The organism is Microbulbifer hainanensis, assembly GCF_014904735.1.
GTDB lineage: Bacteria > Pseudomonadota > Gammaproteobacteria > Pseudomonadales > Cellvibrionaceae > Microbulbifer > Microbulbifer hainanensis.
Map to the genome: position 1 here is coordinate 85,369 of NZ_JACZCR010000047.1, position 18,261 is coordinate 103,629.

Sequence of the window (18,261 nt, forward strand, 5' to 3'; positions counted from 1 at the left end):
CCTACTCCCTGTCAGCTATTTGCTGTCCGTTGCCGGCGCCTCGCGTCTCGACTCCTGCTGTTGTGTGACGGAGGCTGAACCGCTCCCCTGTTTGCTTTCCTGCTCCGGCCGGGCTTTCGGGCCCCGCTGAGACTTGTCCTTGGAATACGGGTTACGCGCCGAAGTTTGTGGCGCCACTGGCCGATCCGCCACTACCCGCTGGAGACCATTGACGATCACTCGCTCGCCTGCCTGCAACCCCTTTTCCACGGCCCACAATTCCCCTTCCCGCTGCCCCAGCTCCAAATAGCGGCGGTGGGCGACATCATTCTCGTCCACGACAAATACATAGCGCCCTTGCATGTCCTCGAGCACCGAGGATTGCGGCACCAGGGGCAATATATTCTCGTCACCGGACATGACCCGGATCGAGACACGCACAAACTGCCCCTGTACCAGCAGTTGATCCGGGTTGGGAAACTCTGCTCGGACCGCCACCGAACCGGTATTGAGATTAATCTGGTTGTCGACAAACGCGATTGAGCCGGGATACGGATAGAAGGTATCGTCGGGCAGCTCAATGCGAATATCCCGCGAGCTGGGGGCCCTTCCTTCACGCAGCCGACGCGCCTCGCGAATTTGCACCGCTAACAGCTGGTCTTGCGGGACCTCAAACAGCACAAATGTGGGATTGAGGTTCAGAACTGTCGTCAGCGGCTCTGACTGGGGCCCGACCAGAGAACCTTCGGTAAACGCCGAGCGGCCGATACGTCCGGTCAATGGCGCATATATCTTGGTGTACGACAGATTTAGTTTGGCACTCTCTACGTCTGCCTGCGCTGCCTGCAGGCCCGCCTGGGCCTGTTCGTAAGTCCCCTGTAGCTCGTCCATGGTCTTCTTGCTGATAAAACCCTGACCAACCAGTTGCCGCCCCCGCCGAAAATTGCGCTCCGCTACCTGTAATCCCGCACGGGCCTGCTCCAGAGCCGCTCGGCGATTGTCCAGAGTGGCAATGAAAGGCTGCGGATCTATCTCGTAAAGTAGCTGGCCCTTCTCCACCATGGAACCCTCCTCGAACAGGCGGCGCATGATGTACCCCTCCACCCGCGGACGCACGGCGAGCTCATCGGTGGCTTCTACGCGTCCCACATACTCGTAACGGGGAATTACCGGCTGTTCACGTACTGCGAGCACCTCCACGGGAGGAGGTTTTTGTTCTGGCTCCTCTGCCCCGCGATCGCCACAGCCGACAGCGAGCAACAGCGGCGCGGAAATTACGATCGCAGCAAATAAGAAACGCCAGATCATCGGGTTACTTCTCAGCCAGGGGGAGCAGGACTCATTGGAAACTATAGATGCTAAGCCATCGGGGGAGCGAAACGCCCAAAGGGCCCACAATAGGAAAGGCAGTCCGATACTCAGGGACCTCGGACTAAAAGAATAGAAATCGACCTGCATATTTCGAGGAGAAATAGCGCATCCATATTCGGGAAGGGATTTCCGGATTGCGACGCGGAATGCGAACAGACACGCCGCTCTTGCCCGCGGACCACGGACCACGGACCACGGACCACGGACCACGGACCACGGACCACGGACCACGGACCACGGAAGTGTAAACGCGCCGGGTCTGTCGAATAAGCTGTCTACACTGTACTGACACTGCGGGTAATCCAAGTAGACACCATGACAGTCGAGGCACAGAAGACCCTGAACCGCACGACCATGATGGGCATGGTGGTTGGCTCCATGGTCGGCGCAGGCATTTTTTCCCTGCCTGCGACCTTCGGCAATGCCACCGGTCCTTTTGGTGCCCTGATTGCGTGGTCAATTGCCGGCACCGGCATGTTGATGCTCGCGTTCGTATTCCAGTTTCTGGCCGTGCGCAAACCCGATCTGGATGCCGGCATCTTTACCTACGCCAAGGAGGGATTCGGCGACTATCTCGGCTTTATCGCCGCCTTCGGATTCTGGGCCGGTAGCTGTCTCGGCAATACCACCTATTTCATCCTGATCAAGTCCACACTTGGCGCCGCTATTCCCGCATTCGGCGAAGGCAACACGGTTCCGGCGGTAGCCGTTTCCTCGGTGATTCTCTGGAGTATTCACTTCATGATATTGCGCGGCGTTAAGCAGGCCGCCGGTATCAATAAGCTGGTCACCGTCGCGAAAATTGTGCCGATCCTTATCTTCATCATCATCGTCGCGTTCGCCTTCAAGAAAGACCTGTTCGCCGACAATTTCTGGGGCGGCGCCGATTACAGCTTCACGGATGTGATGGCACAGGTACGACGCACCATGCTGGTGACCGTATTCGTGTTTATCGGCGTGGAAGGGGCCAGCGTTTTCTCCCGCTATGCGAAGAACCGCGCGGATGTCGGCTGGGCCACGGTAATGGGTTTTCTCGGTGTGCTGTGCCTGATGATCCTGGTCACGCTGCTGCCCTATGGTGTCATGTTACGCTCGGAAATCGCCGACTTGCGCCAGCCTTCCATGGCCGGCGTGTTGCAGCATGTGGTCGGGACCTGGGGCGCCGTATTTGTCAGCGCCGGGCTCATCGTATCGGTGCTCGGTGCCTACCTGGCCTGGACTCTGCTCTGCGCGGAGGCGCTGTTTACGGCCTCAAAATACGACCTGGTGCCGAAAGTGTTCGGGCGAGAAAACCAAAACGGCGTGCCGCATATCGCCCTGTGGCTCACCAATGGCCTGGTGCAGCTATTCCTGATCATGACGATATTTGCCCAGTACGCCTTCGACCTGACGCTGGAATTGACCAGCGCCATGACGCTGATTCCCTACCTGCTGGTCGCGGCCTTCGGGCTAAAACTGGCGCTGACCAATGAGACTTATGAGAAGGATCCGCGCCGGCTGCGCAACCGGGAATTGCTGTTCGCCCTGATCGCCACTGTTTACGCCATTTTTATGATTATCGCCGGGGGCCTGGGGCACGTGCTGCTCGCCTGCATCCTGTTTGCACCGGGCACTCTGCTGTTTATCTTCGCACGGCGCGAGCTGAAGTTGTCGACCTTCAACAAAGTGGAGCTGATCCTGTTCTGCGCCATTCTTCTCGGCGCCATTATCGGAATCTACTCACTCGCAACCGGTGCCATCACTCTGTAACGGGAGACCCGTCATGGCCAAAGCCAAATCGAACTCCACCGCCACTCTCGGTGTTTACAGCGAAGTTGGCCAACTGCGCAAAGTCATGGTGTGCGCGCCAAGCCTCGCCCATTCGCGCCTGACGCCGACCAACTGTGACGACCTGCTGTTCGACGATGTGCTATGGGTACAGAACGCCAAACGCGACCACTTCGACTTCATGACCAAGATGCGGGAATTTGATATCGAAGTTCTGGAGATGCACAACCTGCTGGCGGAAACCGTGGCTATACCCGAAGCCAAGAAGTGGTTGCTGGACCGGAAAGTGACCCCGAACAATGTGGGGCTCGGTTTGATGACGGAGACCCGCGCCTATCTGGAGAGCCTGGATCCGCGCAAGCTGGCGGAATTCCTGATCGGCGGAATGTCGGTGGCGGATATCCCGGACGAGTACTCAAAATCGGAATTTATGGAACTCGCCCACGAGGCCCACGGCGCCACCGAGTACCTGCTGCCACCTCTTCCCAACACTCTCTATACCCGCGACACCACCTGCTGGATTTATGGCGGTGTCACCCTCAACCCACTCTACTGGCCGGCACGCAAAGAAGAGACGTTTCTCACCACGGCCATCTACAAGTTCCATCCCAGCTTTACCCAGGAAACCTTTGAGGTCTGGTGGGGAGACCCGGACATCAACTTCGGTGCTGCAACGCTCGAGGGTGGCGATGTGATGCCGGTCGGCAACGGTGTGGTCTTGATCGGTATGAGTGAGCGCAGCTCGCGCCAGGCAATATCGCAAGTGGCCGTGGCACTATTCGAGAAGGAAGCGGCGCAGCAAATCATTGTTGCCGCGATGCCCAAACTGCGCTCCGCCATGCACCTGGATACCGTGTTCACCTTTGCCGACCGCGACCTCGTCACGCTGTACCCGGAGATCATGGACAGGGTGCAGCCTGTGATCATGCGGCCCGGCGATAGCAAGGGGCCGCTGCATGTCACTCTTGAAAACAAACCATTCGTGGATGTGGTGGCCAAGGCACTCAACCTGAAGAAACTGCGGGTGGTGGAAACCGGCGGCGACGCCTATGCCTCAGAGCGCCAGCAGTGGGACAGCGGCAACAACCTGGTCGCCGCGAAGCCCGGGGTGGTTTTTGCCTATGATCGCAATACCACTACGAATACCCACCTGCGCAAGGAGGGGATCGAAGTCGTGACCATCGTCGGTGCGGAACTCGGTCGCGGCCGCGGCGGTGGCCACTGTATGACCTGCCCGATTGTTCGCGACCCGGTCGATTTCTGAACCAGTCTGAACCAGAGTGGTAGGCAAATCTTGCACCCAGCGTGTTACCCCGGCACATCCGCATGCCCCCATGCTGACGCAACATATTCCGGCAGTCAGACAGACCAGCCGAGAACACGATGAGCAACGAAGATAACTCCCCGACAGAGGTGGAAGGCGAGATCAAAGCGCCCTCGCTTGTGGATGCGCTGATTCCGCTTTTCACTCTGGTATTGCTGATTGGCGCGGCGCTGTGGTTGTTTGGTATGGATGCGCTGGATGGACCGATCCAGACGGCACTGATTGTCTGCTGTATGGTGACGGCGCTCATCGCGCGAAAAAACGGCCACAGCTGGAGTGCGATGCATGAAACCGGTCGCGGCGCCCTGGCTTCGATCACCAGTGCTATTTTTATCCTGCTCGCCGTGGGGGCGTTGATCGGTGCCTGGAATCTGTCGGGCACCATCCCCACACTTGTCTACTACGGCATTCAAGTACTGTCTCCATCCTGGTATTACGTGGCCACCGCACTGATTTGCGGAGTGATCGCGATGTCAATCGGCAGCTCCTGGACCACTGCCGGCACGATTGGCGTGGGGCTCGTCGGTATCGCCGCGATGCTCGAAGTATCCACCGTGATCACCGCCGGCGCGGTTGTCTCCGGAGCCTATCTCGGAGACAAGTCCTCACCGCTATCCGAAACCACCATCATCGCCGCACAGATGGTCGAGGTGGATGTCTATACCCATATCCGCAATCAGCTGTGGACCTCGCTACCGGCGTTCCTGATCGCCCTTATCCTGTTCACCCTACTCGGGCTGGGCCGAGTCGACGCCGCCGGACAGAGTGACATGCAAACGGCAGTGGAATTGGGGGAGCTGAACGGCATCTACCACATTACTGCCTTCAACCTGCTGCCCCTTGGGATGCTGGTGTGGTTCTCGGTTCGCAAACGCCCGCCGTCGCTCGCCCTGTTAGTCTCCGCGTTATTCGCCGGCGTGCTGGGCGCTTTTCTGCAGCCGCAGGTGTACGCCACCTTTGCCGGTGAAGACAGCCTGACGCTCAGTGGTGCCGTAACGGCGGTGTGGCAGGCCATGGCAAATGGTTTCTCCATGAACTCCGGCATCGCGGATGTGGACAACCTGTTATCCCGTGGCGGTATGTCGAGTATGTTACTGACCGTCTGGCTGATCATCGGTGCGGTGACCTTCGGCGCCCTGCTCGATGAGTTCGGCCTGATCGCGCGGCTGCTCAATCCGCTGATCCAGCGAGCCAAATCCACCGGGGGACTCTTCCTCACTGTGTCTGCCACGGCGCTCGGCCTCAACGTCGTCGCTGGCGATCAATATATCGCGGTGGTACTACCCACCCGCATCTACCGGGCTGAATTCACCAAACGGGGATTGGCACCGCAAAACCTGTCACGCCTGGTCGCCGACAGCGGTACAGTGACATCGCCCCTGGTACCGTGGAATTCCTGCGGCGCCTTCATGTCTGCAGTACTGGGGGTATCGACCCTGCTCTACCTGCCATTCTGTTTCTTCAATATCGCCAGCCCTCTGCTCAGTGTGTTTTACGGGTTCACCGGCTTCAGGGTGGTGCGGCTCGAACACGCCGGGGCCCCCGAAACCGAATCCCGCTAACCGGCACCTCCGGCACTGACGCCACGCCCCCGCACGGGTATACTGGCGCGATGAAATACTGCAGTCATTGCGGCAGCGACGCCGTTACATTTGCCATTCCCGAAGGCGACGACCGCCCGCGCCACCTGTGCGGCGGCTGTGGCGCCATTCACTATATCAACCCGCGCGTGATCGTCGGCGTACTGCCCTATCTCGGCGACAAGGTGCTGCTGTGCAAGCGCGCCATCGAGCCGCGCCTGGGCCTGTGGACACTGCCGGCGGGATTTATGGAGAACGGCGAGACTAGTGAAGAGGGTGCCCTGCGGGAATCCTGGGAAGAGGCGCGGGCCAATATCCGCGTCGACGGACTCTACAGCGTGTACGATATTCCGCATATCAACCAAGTGTACCTGATGTACCGCGGCGAACTCGCCGACACCGGTTTCGGCCCGGGCCCGGAGTCTCTGGAAGTCGAGCTGTTTACCGAAGCGGAAATTCCGTGGGAGGAAATCGCCTTTCCGATAATGCAGGAAACGCTCGAACACTATTTCGAGGATCGCAAAAAGAACAGTTACCCACTGCACCGAGGGGTTATTCAACGCAAGCTGTAACCGCAGGGGCGATGAGACGATTCAGCACAATCATCGCGCAAAGATCAGGTCGGCAAATCCCAGGGATTATGAGTAGCGAAACTTCAAACTATGAATATCGTAAGCGCCGGGTAAAACTCGACAGGGCGCGGGAGCTCCGTCTCGGCGAAGGTAGGATCAGCGGTATCAGCTCCGTTCTACTGGGCACATTGAGCCTGCTGGCCGTACTGGCTTACCTTTACCCCTCCTACCTGACAACCGTCGAGTTGCGTCAGGCTTACGACGCTGTAGCCCTGCAGAAGTTGCTGAAATACGGCATGTACTTTTCGCTCTTCTTCGGCGCCCTCACTCTGCTACTCAACCGCTACAAACGTCTCGGCGCACTGGGCATGGCACTGACGCTGCTCGCCTTTGCCCTCGGCGGCTACTCGATACCGGTTGGCCCAGTGGAGCCCCGCAGGCTGTCACTCGGGGTGGACTGGCTGATCCTCGCCCTACTCGGTTCCATTTTCATCTTCATGACCCTGGAAAAGCTGTTTCCCAAATATCGCAACCAGGTGATCATGCGGCCGGAGTGGGACGTGGACCTGTTTTACTTCTGTCTCAATCACCTGCTGATCTCGGCCATTTTGATCTACGGCAATTACCACGCGACCCACTTTCACTGGGCGGTGAGCCCCGCCCTGCAGCAACTGGTGCAGTCGGCGCCGCTGGCCCTGCAGGTAGCGCTGATCATTATCTGCGCCGATTTCGTTCTTTACTGGGAACACCGCCTGTATCACGAAACGAGCTGGCTGTGGCCGATTCATGCGGTCCATCACTCGGTGGAGCATATGGACTGGCTGGCGGGTTCTCGCGGGCATTTCCTGCAGGTCTTTTCCGAGCGGGCTCTGGTACTGGTCCCCCTCTACCTGCTCGGCCCCTCCCAGGCGGCGCTGGATATCTACGTTGTTTTCGCCGCCCTACAGGCGGTATTGATTCACAGCAACCTGCGCTTTTCCTTCGGGCCACTGAAAGCGATTTTTGTCACGCCACAGTTTCACCACTGGCACCACAGTTCGGAAAAGCCCGCTATCGACACCAATTACTCGGCTCACACCGTCTTGTTCGATCGGCTGTTCAATACTTTCCATATGCCGGAGGAACACTGGCCCGCCGAATACGGAACCACCAAACGGCTTCCGCGCACGGTGCTCGGCCAGACGCTCTATCCGCTGACCGCGCTGCTGCCAAAGCGTTTGAAATCCGATTCTCAGCGCTGAACATCGCAGTCGCCGACACAAAAAAGCCGGGCAACACCCGGCTTTAAAAACCTATCGACAATGCAATTTCGCTAACCGCAGCGCTCGTCCAGCTTCCACAGATCAAACGCCGGTTCCTCGTACGGATGCGCCGTCCGCAAAGCGGCCAATGCAGCATCCACACACTCATCGGCACAGACCATTTCCACCCGGTATTCGGCCACCTGCTCCACGGTGCCGGTCTCGCCGATAAATGGCTGGCTGCCTTCCAGTGGACGGAACTGGCCCGTGCCCTTTACCTGCCAGCAGCAGGCGTCGTAGTCGCCGATGCGCCCGGCACCGGCGGCAAACAGCGCCTGCTTTACTGGCTCGACATGGGATTCAGGAATATAGATACAGAGCTTGTACATGGCAGACTGCTGGCTGGTCAGTACAGCAGTGTCATCAGCTTGCGCTGATACTGGGTGGCGATGGGGTCGCCGCCGCCGAGGCTCTTGACGATATCCAGGTAGGCCTGTTTCGCCGCTCCGTCTGCGTAGTTGAGGTCAGACCGCAGGATATTCAGCAGCAGGTCCAGGGCCTCCTGGTGGCGATGGCTCTGGCTGTACTGCACGGCCAGGTCCATCGCGGACTTGTAGTCGTCCGGGTTCTGCGCAACTGCCTGCTGCAGCGCCTGAATTTCAGGGGAATCGGCAGCCTGTTGTTTCAGTTCCAGCTGTGACATCAGCTGTTGGTAATCACTGTCCTGGTCCGCCAGCAAAATCTTGCCCAATACGGTTTCCGCCTCCTGGGCCCGGTTCAGTTCCAGTAGCACCGCCGCCAGCTGCTTGGCGATATCCGCCCGTTCCTCGGACTCGGTGTAAGCCTGGCGCAGCACTGGCAGTGCCTCATCGAGCTTGCCTTCCGCCACAAGCTTCTGGCCCTGCTCCAGTTTCAGGTCACAGGGCTTGGGCAGGTACTTGTCCAGCATTTCACGGATCTGCTGTTCCGGCTGCACTCCGGCGAAACCATCCACCGGCTGCCCTTCTTTGAGCACCATGACCGTCGGCAGACTGCGCACACCCAGTTGGCCGGCCAGCATCTGTTCGGTATCGGCATTGACCTTGGCCAGCAGGAACTGCCCGGCGTATTCTTGTGCCAGTTTCTCCAGAACCGGCATCAATTGCTTGCACGGCTCGCACCAGTCGGCCCAGAAATCCACCACCACCGGGCGCTGCATGGATTCCTCAATCAGCACCTGCTGGGCATTTTCCGCCGTTACGTCGACAATAAATTCGTTCACAACCACTCCTGATTCAGAAATCTATCGATAAATGGTGTCGCTGCCATAGGCAAGCTCCAGCGCCTCGCGCTCCACTTTGCGCAGGCCTTTCACCACCAGTCCGTACGAGCGGTCCATCATCCGCTCGATTTCATAGTCCGGCACACTGCCGTCCAGCAGCACCGTATTCCAGTGCTTCTTGTTCATATGATAACCGGGCAACACCCCGGTGAAGATATCCCGCAGCGCCTGCGCCTCATCCGGGTCGCACTTGAGATTGGTGCGCGCCACGCCGTTTTCAACGGTGAGAGTGGCATACATCCTGCCTTTCACCTTGAAAACCGCCACCTGCGGGCCAAACGGGAAGTCCTCGACCGCTTCGGGCCGAGAGAGCAGATAGTCGCGCGCGACCCGGTAGTCCATTGCGACCGCCTACCAGTCCAGCGACGACGGCAGGCGCGGTGAGGACAGCAGCTTGCTGAATCGTTCCCAGCGCTGCTCGTCAGTAGCATCGCCCTTTTCGACGTAGTTGGCCACCAGCTGTTTGCCCCAATTGTAATTGATGACGTAGGCACCGTAAGTGTCCACAAAACGCAGACGCTGTTTGGCTTTCTCCGGGCTCATCACGGTGTATTTCTGGAACAGCTCGACGACCTTGTCCCCATCGATTTCACCATCGATATACTGGCGGGCGATTTCGTTGCCGGCAAAGCTGAGCTTTTCGACCAGCTCCAGGACGCGATCGTATTTTTCCGCATCGGCGGGGTTCAGGCCGGCCAGCGGATAGAGCACGGTTTTTTCGAACTCCGCCTTTTCCTTGCCGGGAAATGCCAGTTCAATTCCGTAGTTGGCACTGCCCTCGGCAATCAGGGACTGGGGACTGAACAGCGGATAGACACTGTATTCAAGCCAGCCGTGCTTATCGACCAGTTCACTTTCCAACAGTGCATTGTAAGTGTGGTGTCCCGGATAACCCTCATGGCAACCCAGATCAATCGCGCGGTCGATCATGATCGGCAGTTCGGTATTGACCTGGATCAGGCTCTGCGCGTGGCCCTGGTACCAGTTGTAGCCGCTCCAGGGTTTATCGGTGACGTATTCGAGTTTGAAATTTTCATCCGCCGGAAGCTGAATATGTTTTTTCGTGCGCTCACGACAGGCATCGATGGCGGCCTTGAAGACATCGTCAAGTTTTTCTGACGGGATTTCAAACTGCTTCCTGAATTCCTGCACCCGCAGATGCAGCGGCTTGTCGCCGGGCAATAATTTGTCCAGTTCCGCCAGCACCGGTTCAAATTCGGCGTAGCTCTGTTTTGGCGGCTGCGTATCGTAAAGGAGCTGCGCTTCGCGCTCGAAACTGCGCTCGCCAACACCGGCCAGGCTTTCCGCATGGGCGACAACAGCGCGCAGCTGGGTTTTCAGGTAGTGCTGGCGCAATGTTTCGAGATCACTGCCGGGCGCGATGGTCTCCGGCAGTTGCTGCAGTAACTGTTTTGCCCGCTGGGCGATTTCAGCCGGAGTAGCCTGGCTCGCCGCCGCCTTGTCTTTCAGGGCCTCGGGACCGTAATAGGCATCGACATAACTTTTGTCGTGATTGCCGAGCTCCAGCACCAGCAGTACATAGTCCCGGGCCAGTTGGTCCATTTTCGTATCTTCCGCACGCTCGGTATCCGGCTTCGCCGTTACCGCCGCCGAGCTGGCCGGCGAAGGTGCCTTGTCGGGCGACTCGCTCCGGTCTCCGCAGGCGCCGAGCGCCAGCAGCATCGCCGCGAGGGGCATCAATTTGGGCAGTTTACGGAAAGTGATCATAGTCATTCCTGTTGTTCTTTATTCAGATCCGTGCGGATGCGGGGAAGCAAAGCGCTATGCTAGCGAAAATCACCACCGGTGTAACCGCGCGCCCTCAGGCCGTCACCAGTTCCAGCCGTCCGCTGGTGCGCGCCAGTGCGCCGGCCACTTCGTCCGCGGCACGTTCGGCCGCCTCCAGCGCACCCTCCATATAGCCAAACCACTCCGTCGCAAATTCGGTACCGGCCCAGTGCACCGGGCCGTTGGTCTCACGCATTCTGGGGCCGTAGCTGGTCCAGGTACCCGGCGCCAGGTGTGCCGCATAACAGCCGCGAGTCCAGGGTTCGCTACTCCAGTCTTTATCCACGTATTCCAGTGGTTGCCGCGCGCGCTCGCCGAAATACTGGGCGAAGCAGTCCAGAACCGCCGCGCGGCGCTGCTCGGGATCGACATTGCTGTAATAGCGCGCCACGTCCCCTTCGAGGAACCCCATCAGCAAACCCGACTCGCGACCAGCCTCGGAGTTGTCGAAAGTGACCCGCACCGGGCCGGCGGGACTCGCAACCTGACCGGACAACCCTTCCTCGCGCCAGAAGGGTTTATCGTAGCGGGCGATACATTTGATGCAGGCACCGGCGGGCATGCGCTGCAACAGCTGGTCGCGCCAGGCAGGCAATTCCGGCTCAAAGCGGATGCGCAGTGCCTGGTTGGGCGGCAGCGCCACGATCACCCGCTCGCACACCACCGATCCCGACTGGTGACGCACCCGCAGGCGGCCATCGGGCAACTGCTCTACCGCTTCCACCGCCGCGTTTAATTGCACTGCCTGCCCCAGTTCCGCGGCCATGCGCTCACACAGGCCCGCGGTGCCACCGTGCACCCGGTCCTGCTGGGCACCGCCGGTGACCGCCAACAGAGTCTCGAGCGAGTGGCCGGAACGGGCATAGAAAAGTGCGTGCAGTAGCGACAAATCTTTCGCCTCACCGGCAAATACTGCACCGATACCCACTTCGAACAGTTCCCGTCCTAGGCGCGTGCGGCAGTTCTTGTGCAGCCAGGTATCGAGCGTTGTGGCGTCCCACTGCCGCGCTTTCTTATATTCCCAGGGCGCGGTTGGATCGATCGATTTGGCCATGGCTTCAAAGCGCGCCATGGCGATACCCAGATCTGCCAGGGCCAGGGGATTGATCCTGGGGATAGTGCCGCGGTAGCGGCGCAGCTTGCTGTTCAGGCAGAGCAGGTTGTCACCGCTGTCGTACAGTGGCCAGGTGCTCGCCCCCAGCTCCTCGATCAACCGGTACATACGATCCTGGCCCGGCCCCACCCACTGGCCACCGACATCCACAGTATCGCCGTTGGTGAACTGGTGATTACAGAGGCGTCCGCCGACGCGCTCGCGGGCCTCCAGTACGCGCACTCGATATTTCTTCTGCAGCAACCGCGCTGCCTGCAAACCGGAAATACCCGCGCCGACTATCGCTACCTGAACCTGGTCCAGTGACATGGTGCTCTCATCCGTTACTGTTTTTTATCGTTGGCGTTTTTGTATTTTTCAGTCGTAATCCGCTGTCGGCAGCCACAGACTGGTAATCACCGCGCCGTCGCGGCGCTGACCCTGAATCACCGTACCGCGCAACACGGCAGTGGTCTGGCCGTCGTCACCGAGATCCCACAGGTCGCCGCGCAGAAAGGTATTGATGCCCGCGCGCAGCTGGCCGCCGCGTCCACCCAGGGCATATTTTCTCCAGGCCTCGCCTTCGGTGAGTTGCCCCACATCGGCGGGGTCGACATCGGCCGGCGCCGCGGCGCCGTTGTAGCCACCCCAGGACCGGGCCCAGATACCCTCCGGCGTCGAGAAAGACGGCACGGCCACCAGGTCGGCGTCGCGCAGCTGCCGCCAGGTATCCGGGTACCAGCTGTCAGCGCAGATCAGGATTCCCAGTTTGCCCAGCGGCGTGTCGAACAGCGGCAGCGCTTGCGCGGCCGGCTCGGTAAACGGCAGTTCGCTGGCGATCGGGTGCATCTTGCGCACCGGTCCAGCGACAGAACCATCCGCGTAGAAAACAAAACTGCTGTTATAAATGGGTCCGCTGCCCGCACGGATTTCACCGTCCTGCAGCTGTGGATCCGGCAACGCGATGGAACCGGCCACCAGGGTCACGCCGTAGCGGCCAGCCAGGGTGGCGAAAACCCGCTGGTAGTCGTGCGCCATGGCCGCGGCCTTGGTTTTGAACATTGCCGCGGCGAAAGGGTCCGCTGCCTCTTCGCCGAGCAGGTGCTGGCCGAAGGCCGGCAGGTTACCGAGCGCGGCCCAGAGCAGCGCACCACTGGTGGTTTCCGCGCGGTAGGCCAGGAAGCTCTCGCCCTCCGCCACCAGCCAGGTGCCGATATGTTCGGGAAACACCACCAGGGTGCGGTCGTTGAGCCAGCCAGCATCGCGGGCGCGTGCCATATAGCCATCCAGTTTGCGGTACAGGCGATCCGCGCTGGCATAGTCAGCGGCAACCAGATAGGGCTGGATGGACAGCAGATTCGCCGCATTCGGCTGGGGCGGATTCAGCGGCTCGAGCAGTACCTCAGGTTCTGTGGCCGCGACTGCCGTCGCCGGCAGCGGACGCTGCACCAGAACCGACACCAACAGAGCGGTAAAAAGCAGCAGCGCAAGCAGTAAATAGCATATTTTTCTTATCATTATCTGGCCGGGAGGGAGCGATGCCCATTATTGATGGGTCAACTTTACCGCACCCGCTTGCTCCCCGCATCCCGGCAGCGATCGGCAGACGACGCCTGCCAGCCTCAGGGCGGGCACAGCACTGACTGAGTCCACATCGACCCGACCACGTCCACAAGCATTTGTCTCGAACAAGCCGGCCCTATGCTGCAGGAATCTGACCGCGAGTATCCCAACGCTGTTAACCCTGCGCCGCGACCGCGACGGGTGCCGCACTGCGGATATTGGATGGGAACAGTCGCGCGCGCATCTGCATAAACGGGGTTTCCACGGCGCGGCACAGCAACCAGCCGGCAGCGATACCGGCCAGCATGATGATCGCCATGCCGGTATAACCGTCGACGTCGACACCCGCCTTCGCCACTGGCACCTTCAGCAGCTTGAAAAGTGGCTTGTGGATCAGGTAGATCGCATAGGACCACAGCGCCACACTGGCTGCACCGGGAACGCGCACGCGGTGCAGCCAGGATGCGGGAGACAGCGCGGACAGCACCAGCAGTGCAAACCCCCAGGCCAACAAGCTGTAGCCGCAGGCGGTCCAGAAATAATCCACGCCGATGCCACTGCGGTACCAGTAGGTCTCGAACCCATAAAATGTAAAGCCCACCAAGGCCAACCCGGCCAGGAATAACTTCTGCCCGTGGGCCAGCAGACGCTCGAAGGTTTCGCGATGGAAGTTTTTCAACAGCGCAATGGCAATGCCCGGCAGCAGTTCATCAAAGCGGGTCACGCTGGTGTAGTAGATATACTGGTAGTAATCCAGCGCACCGATATCGGCGCCGCCGTGATGGCTCAGCATCACCGCACGAATCGCCATTGCCGCCAGGCTGCAACCTGCCAGTAGCCACCAGGCAGATACCGGCGAGCGGTAGCGGCGCAACAGCAGCAGTGCGGCGAGCGGGAACAGCAGGTAGAACTGCTCTTCAATACACAGCGACCAGGAGTGAGTAAAGGTTTCGCCGGGGCGCATCGCCAGGTTCTGGGTAAAGGTCAGGAAAGACCATAGCGGCGCCGTGTCCTTGCCGTTCAACATCGGAACCAGCAGGCACAATGCCAACACCACGATATAATTCGGCAGGGTGCGGAAAAACCGGCGCGCATAGAAGCGTCGCAGGGAAAAGTCCTCGCGCCGGGCCAGTGCGCCCACCACCTGGTTGCCGATCAGATAGCCACTCAGCACAAAGAACAGATCCACCCCGGTCCAGCCGAGTTGGCTCATAAAGCCGAACAGGGGTTCTCTGCTGACGATGACGCGGTAGTGGTAAATCAGAACGATCAGAATGGCGATGGCGCGGAGGGCGTCCAATCCGTACAGGCGACGGGATGCATCGGGGTGTGGCATTTCAAATTCGCATTTTTTATTTTAAGCAGTGACCGGGGGATGATAAGTGAGTTCCCCCGGCAGCGAAAATTTTCCCCTCACAAATCCGAAAATATCATCTCGCACCCCGGCCGACCGGGCGCATGCGTTGCAGGCGCGCCAGATATTCGCCGATAAAATCACTGAATGCGCGCAACTCACCCGCTGCATACTGTTCCTGACGACAGTACAGCCACAGGTTCCGCCGCCATTCATTCGGCGGTGGCAGCAACCGGCGCAGTCCGTCGTCGCCACGCGCACGCCAGGCACACAACGGCGCTATGCCAAAGCCGGCTCTCGCCGCCTCCAGCAACTGTCCCTGACTGCCACAGTGCAACTTTATCTGCCGTTCGGGCACCGACTCCCGTAGCCATTTAAACGCCGGGCAATCGTCGTTGTCAGCACAGCTAATAAAACGGTGGCCATCAATTGCGTCCAGGCTGTGCAGTTCACCGTGATTACGCAGGTAGCTGTCCGAGGCATAGAGGCTGTAACCAAGTGGCGGCAAAGATTGCACGGCGCAGCCGGCTTCGTTGGGGCGTGCGCTCACACGCAGACCGACCCGAACTTCTCCACGGTGGGAACCCGGCCAATCTGTGCTCTCTTCCATTTGCAGGCGCAGTTCCGGGTGTCGCCGCTGAAACCGCTGTAGCAATGGCAGTAACGGAGATACCAGTTCCGCATCGGTGTGAATAGCCAGGTTGCCGCGCAGCAGCTCTGCGGGGCCGTGTACCCGTTCGACCAGCAGGTTCAGCTGATCCTGCATGGACTCCGCCGCGTGCGCCAACCGGCGGCCAGCTTCCGTGGGCACATAACCGCGGGCGTGGCGATAAAAAAGTTGCGTGCGCAGGTTTTTCTCCAGGGCGTCCACCCGGCGCAGCACCGTCGAGTGGGAAACACCCAGCTGCTGTGCGGCACCAGACAGAGTACCGGCTCGCGCTACTGCCAGTGCGTACTGCACGTGATTCCAATCGTCGACCTGCATGTTCCCCTCCCCCGATCTATTGGCCCGCTCTGGTCGCAGACGCTCGCCCGCCCCGCGAACCTACACTGATACTGTGTCTGAATATTCGGCCGTCGCCCCATGCTCAGTGTGACTTTTCGCTTTTACCGGGAGCTCAACGATTTCCTGCCGCGCAAATGGCGGCAGCGGGACTTGCCGCGCGAATATTTGCTGCCCGGGTCGGTCAAGGACGCCATCGAAAATCTCGGTGTGCCTCACACCGAGGTGGACCTGATACTCGCCAACGGCCGCTCAGTGGATTTTTCTTACCGCCTGCGCGACGGAGATCGCATCACCGTCTACCCGATGTTTGAAGCACTGGATATCACGCCGCTGGTCCGGTTGCGGCCGCAACCCCTGCGAATTCCGCGTTTTGTTCTCGACTGCCACCTCGGGCGACTGGCCCGCTATCTGCGCTTGCTCGGTTTCGACACGTTGTTTCGCACTGATTATGATGACGACACTCTGCTGCGCATCTCGATCGATGAGCAGCGCATACTGCTGTCCCGTGACCGCGGCCTGCTGAAGCGGCGTCAACTGCAGCGTGGCTACTTTGTGCGCGCGACAAAGCCGCGCCTGCAGATAGCGGAGGTGGTGGAGCGCCTGCAATTACAGCCGGCGATGCGTCCGTTCAGCCGCTGCATTGCCTGCAACGGTCACTTGCAGCCGGTGTCCAGAGAGCAGGTTCTCGATCGCCTACCGGCCAGAACCCGCCAATACTTCGATTCCTTCTATCAGTGCAGCGACTGCCTGCGAGTCTACTGGAAGGGTAGCCACTACGATCGCATGCAATCGCTGGTGCAGTCGCTGCGCCAAATTCCGCCGGCGTGATCACCGCCGCCCGCAATGCGGGTGCCAGGCAAAATCACCCCTTCGACCAATATTATTGGCCTTACCAATACGTTTATCTGGCGATATTACCATACCAATTTTTCTTTTGAATAGCTTTTGGACAGACCAATTAACCGATATGATGGTGGCGCCACTGACCGGAGAGGGATCCCCATGCGTCTATCCATCGCCAATACCGCCCGCTTGCTCGCACTGACACTGTGTTCCCTGCTCGTGGGCACCGCGTATAGTGCAGATACCGATACACAAAGCGTCGATGCCATCGTCGACGCGGGCGGGCGGGCGGTAGAGACCGGACGGCCGGTTTATCGGTCGATCGGCGCCGCCCTTGCGGCGGCACCGGCGGACGGCGATACGCCCTTTCTGATATTCGTGCGCGGCGGCCACTACCGGGAAAAACTCGTCATTACCCGCCCCAACGTAACCCTGCGCGGTGCAGGACGGGATAAAACCGTGATCAGTTACGACGCCTATTCCGGCGCCCGGATCCCCGGCACAGAGGAGACCTGGCGCACGTCCGGCTCCGCCACGCTCATCGTGCGCGCGACGAATTTCCGCGCCGAACACCTGACGATCGAGAACAGTTTTGATTTCCTCGGCAACGATGCGCTCGCCGCGGACGACCCGCAGAAAGTCCACCACAGTCAGGCCGTAGCATTGATGACCGATACCGGCAGCGACCGCGCGCTGTTTCGCGATGTACGCCTGTCCGGCTACCAGGACACCCTGTATGTCAACGCCGGGCGCAGCGCCTTTGTGAACAGCGTCGTTGAGGGCAATGTGGATTTTATCTTCGGCGCCGGTACCGCGCTGTTCCTCGATAGCGACATCGTCAGCCGCAAGCGCGCCCGCACAGATGGCAAGTTCAGCGGCTACGTCACCGCGCCCAGTACCGATATCGAGCGACCTTTCGGCCTGGTGTTCGTGCGCTGCCGCCTGCTCAAGGAGACGGGCGTAAAGGCTGGCTCGGTGGCGCTCGGCCGTCCCTGGCATCCCACCACGGACTTTAATGACGGTCGCTATGCCGATCCCGATGCGATTGGCGCCAGCGTATTTATCGACACCTATATGGACGATCACATCGTGGCCGATGGCTGGACCACGATGCGCGGCACCAGCCGCGACGGCAGTAAAAGCACCGTCTTTCGTCCCGATAATTCCCGCTTTTTCGAGTACCGCAGCCGCGGTCCCGGCGCTGCCAATAACCCCGCGCGCCGTCAGCTGGATGAACCCCGCGCAGAACAGTTCACTCCGGTCGCAGTACTCGGCGACTGGCGCCCGCTCGACTGAAACGCGCCCAGGCCCGCAACACTTACGCCCCAGGCCCAGGCCCAATCCCTTACACCGCACCCAATGCCGCGCTTAGGCGCGGTACACGGACAATCCCCCGCCAGAATTGCGTCCAAAGCACCACCCCGACTTTAACCGCGTGATTTTCCTGCAAGACTGATAC

At 59.9% G+C, this 18,261-nt stretch carries 16 protein-coding genes; 7 read left to right on the top strand and 9 right to left on the bottom strand.

What is annotated here, in order from left to right; translation table 11 throughout:
• Positions 1 to 15: 15 nt before the first annotated feature.
• Positions 16 to 1,287 carry an efflux RND transporter periplasmic adaptor subunit gene (locus IG168_RS17655; RefSeq protein ID WP_193165920.1) on the bottom strand — a complete coding sequence of 424 codons (1,272 nt, stop codon included), beginning with the start codon at positions 1,285 to 1,287 and terminating at the stop codon, positions 16 to 18.
• Positions 1,288 to 1,665: 378 nt separating this feature from the next.
• On the opposite strand from IG168_RS17655, the gene IG168_RS17660 reads away from it, so the two are divergent.
• From IG168_RS17660 to IG168_RS17680, 5 genes are all read left to right on the top strand, one after another.
• Positions 1,666 to 3,099, top strand: a complete 1,434-nt coding sequence (locus IG168_RS17660) for a basic amino acid/polyamine antiporter (protein ID WP_193165921.1) — start codon at positions 1,666 to 1,668, stop codon at positions 3,097 to 3,099.
• A gap of 13 nt (positions 3,100 to 3,112) precedes the next feature.
• Positions 3,113 to 4,381 (top strand): arginine deiminase, encoded by a 1,269-nt coding sequence (gene arcA / locus IG168_RS17665; protein ID WP_193165922.1) that lies wholly within the window; start codon positions 3,113 to 3,115, stop codon positions 4,379 to 4,381.
• A gap of 119 nt (positions 4,382 to 4,500) precedes the next feature.
• Positions 4,501 to 6,003: a Na+/H+ antiporter NhaC gene (gene nhaC, locus IG168_RS17670; RefSeq protein WP_193165923.1), complete on the top strand. Its 1,503-nt coding sequence runs from the start codon at positions 4,501 to 4,503 to the stop codon at positions 6,001 to 6,003.
• Positions 6,004 to 6,053: 50 nt separating this feature from the next.
• A complete protein-coding gene (locus tag IG168_RS17675) occupies positions 6,054 to 6,593 on the top strand; it encodes an NUDIX hydrolase (RefSeq protein ID WP_193165924.1) in 540 nt (179 codons plus the stop codon).
• Between the two features lie 68 nt (positions 6,594 to 6,661).
• Entirely contained in the window at positions 6,662 to 7,834 is a 1,173-nt protein-coding gene (locus IG168_RS17680; RefSeq protein ID WP_193165925.1) for a sterol desaturase family protein, read from the top strand.
• A gap of 71 nt (positions 7,835 to 7,905) precedes the next feature.
• Here IG168_RS17680 and IG168_RS17685 read toward each other — a convergent pair whose 3' ends face one another.
• From IG168_RS17685 to IG168_RS17720, 8 genes are all read right to left on the bottom strand, one after another.
• Positions 7,906 to 8,223 (bottom strand): Nif3-like dinuclear metal center hexameric protein, encoded by a 318-nt coding sequence (locus IG168_RS17685; protein WP_193165926.1) that lies wholly within the window; start codon positions 8,221 to 8,223, stop codon positions 7,906 to 7,908.
• Between the two features lie 17 nt (positions 8,224 to 8,240).
• A complete protein-coding gene (gene trxA, locus IG168_RS17690; RefSeq protein ID WP_193165927.1) occupies positions 8,241 to 9,095 on the bottom strand; it encodes a thioredoxin in 855 nt (284 codons plus the stop codon).
• A 21-nt stretch (positions 9,096 to 9,116) separates the two neighbouring features.
• Positions 9,117 to 9,497 carry an MmcQ/YjbR family DNA-binding protein gene (locus tag IG168_RS17695; protein WP_193165928.1) on the bottom strand — a complete coding sequence of 127 codons (381 nt, stop codon included), beginning with the start codon at positions 9,495 to 9,497 and terminating at the stop codon, positions 9,117 to 9,119.
• A 9-nt stretch (positions 9,498 to 9,506) separates the two neighbouring features.
• Positions 9,507 to 10,883: a hypothetical protein gene (locus tag IG168_RS17700; RefSeq protein ID WP_193165929.1), complete on the bottom strand. Its 1,377-nt coding sequence runs from the start codon at positions 10,881 to 10,883 to the stop codon at positions 9,507 to 9,509.
• A gap of 94 nt (positions 10,884 to 10,977) precedes the next feature.
• Complete coding sequence (locus IG168_RS17705; protein WP_193165930.1) at positions 10,978 to 12,366, bottom strand: flavin monoamine oxidase family protein; 1,389 nt, start codon at positions 12,364 to 12,366, stop codon at positions 10,978 to 10,980.
• A 48-nt stretch (positions 12,367 to 12,414) separates the two neighbouring features.
• Positions 12,415 to 13,554 carry a carbon-nitrogen hydrolase family protein gene (locus IG168_RS17710; RefSeq protein WP_193165931.1) on the bottom strand — a complete coding sequence of 380 codons (1,140 nt, stop codon included), beginning with the start codon at positions 13,552 to 13,554 and terminating at the stop codon, positions 12,415 to 12,417.
• Between the two features lie 220 nt (positions 13,555 to 13,774).
• Positions 13,775 to 14,935, bottom strand: coding sequence for an acyltransferase family protein (locus IG168_RS17715; protein WP_193165932.1), 1,161 nt, complete (start codon positions 14,933 to 14,935; stop codon positions 13,775 to 13,777).
• Positions 14,936 to 15,029: 94 nt separating this feature from the next.
• Positions 15,030 to 15,938, bottom strand: coding sequence for a LysR family transcriptional regulator (locus tag IG168_RS17720; protein ID WP_193165933.1), 909 nt, complete (start codon positions 15,936 to 15,938; stop codon positions 15,030 to 15,032).
• 99 nt (positions 15,939 to 16,037) lie between these two features.
• On the opposite strand from IG168_RS17720, the gene IG168_RS17725 reads away from it, so the two are divergent.
• On the top strand, positions 16,038 to 16,787 hold the full coding sequence (locus IG168_RS17725) for a Mut7-C RNAse domain-containing protein (protein WP_193165934.1): 750 nt from the start codon (positions 16,038 to 16,040) through the stop codon (positions 16,785 to 16,787).
• A 174-nt stretch (positions 16,788 to 16,961) separates the two neighbouring features.
• Positions 16,962 to 18,098 carry a pectinesterase family protein gene (locus IG168_RS17730; protein ID WP_226877108.1) on the top strand — a complete coding sequence of 379 codons (1,137 nt, stop codon included), beginning with the start codon at positions 16,962 to 16,964 and terminating at the stop codon, positions 18,096 to 18,098.
• The last annotated feature ends 163 nt before the right edge of the window (positions 18,099 to 18,261 follow it).

What these genes read in the sequence shown, in the direction of transcription:
- IG168_RS17730 (WP_226877108.1), top strand. Translation starts at nt 16,962, where the DNA reads ATGCGTCTATCCATCGCCAATACCGCCCGCTTGCTCGCACTGACACTG.
- IG168_RS17680 (WP_193165925.1), top strand. Translation starts at nt 6,662, where the DNA reads ATGAGTAGCGAAACTTCAAACTATGAATATCGTAAGCGCCGGGTAAAA.
- IG168_RS17720 (WP_193165933.1), bottom strand. Translation starts at nt 15,938, where the DNA reads ATGCAGGTCGACGATTGGAATCACGTGCAGTACGCACTGGCAGTAGCG.
- IG168_RS17675 (WP_193165924.1), top strand. Translation starts at nt 6,054, where the DNA reads ATGAAATACTGCAGTCATTGCGGCAGCGACGCCGTTACATTTGCCATT.
- IG168_RS17655 (WP_193165920.1), bottom strand. Translation starts at nt 1,287, where the DNA reads ATGATCTGGCGTTTCTTATTTGCTGCGATCGTAATTTCCGCGCCGCTG.
- IG168_RS17660 (WP_193165921.1), top strand. Translation starts at nt 1,666, where the DNA reads ATGACAGTCGAGGCACAGAAGACCCTGAACCGCACGACCATGATGGGC.
- IG168_RS17685 (WP_193165926.1), bottom strand. Translation starts at nt 8,223, where the DNA reads ATGTACAAGCTCTGTATCTATATTCCTGAATCCCATGTCGAGCCAGTA.
- IG168_RS17725 (WP_193165934.1), top strand. Translation starts at nt 16,038, where the DNA reads ATGCTCAGTGTGACTTTTCGCTTTTACCGGGAGCTCAACGATTTCCTG.
- IG168_RS17695 (WP_193165928.1), bottom strand. Translation starts at nt 9,497, where the DNA reads ATGGACTACCGGGTCGCGCGCGACTATCTGCTCTCTCGGCCCGAAGCG.
- IG168_RS17700 (WP_193165929.1), bottom strand. Translation starts at nt 10,883, where the DNA reads ATGATCACTTTCCGTAAACTGCCCAAATTGATGCCCCTCGCGGCGATG.
- arcA (WP_193165922.1), top strand. Translation starts at nt 3,113, where the DNA reads ATGGCCAAAGCCAAATCGAACTCCACCGCCACTCTCGGTGTTTACAGC.
- IG168_RS17710 (WP_193165931.1), bottom strand. Translation starts at nt 13,554, where the DNA reads ATGATAAGAAAAATATGCTATTTACTGCTTGCGCTGCTGCTTTTTACC.
- IG168_RS17715 (WP_193165932.1), bottom strand. Translation starts at nt 14,935, where the DNA reads ATGCCACACCCCGATGCATCCCGTCGCCTGTACGGATTGGACGCCCTC.
- nhaC (WP_193165923.1), top strand. Translation starts at nt 4,501, where the DNA reads ATGAGCAACGAAGATAACTCCCCGACAGAGGTGGAAGGCGAGATCAAA.
- IG168_RS17705 (WP_193165930.1), bottom strand. Translation starts at nt 12,366, where the DNA reads ATGTCACTGGACCAGGTTCAGGTAGCGATAGTCGGCGCGGGTATTTCC.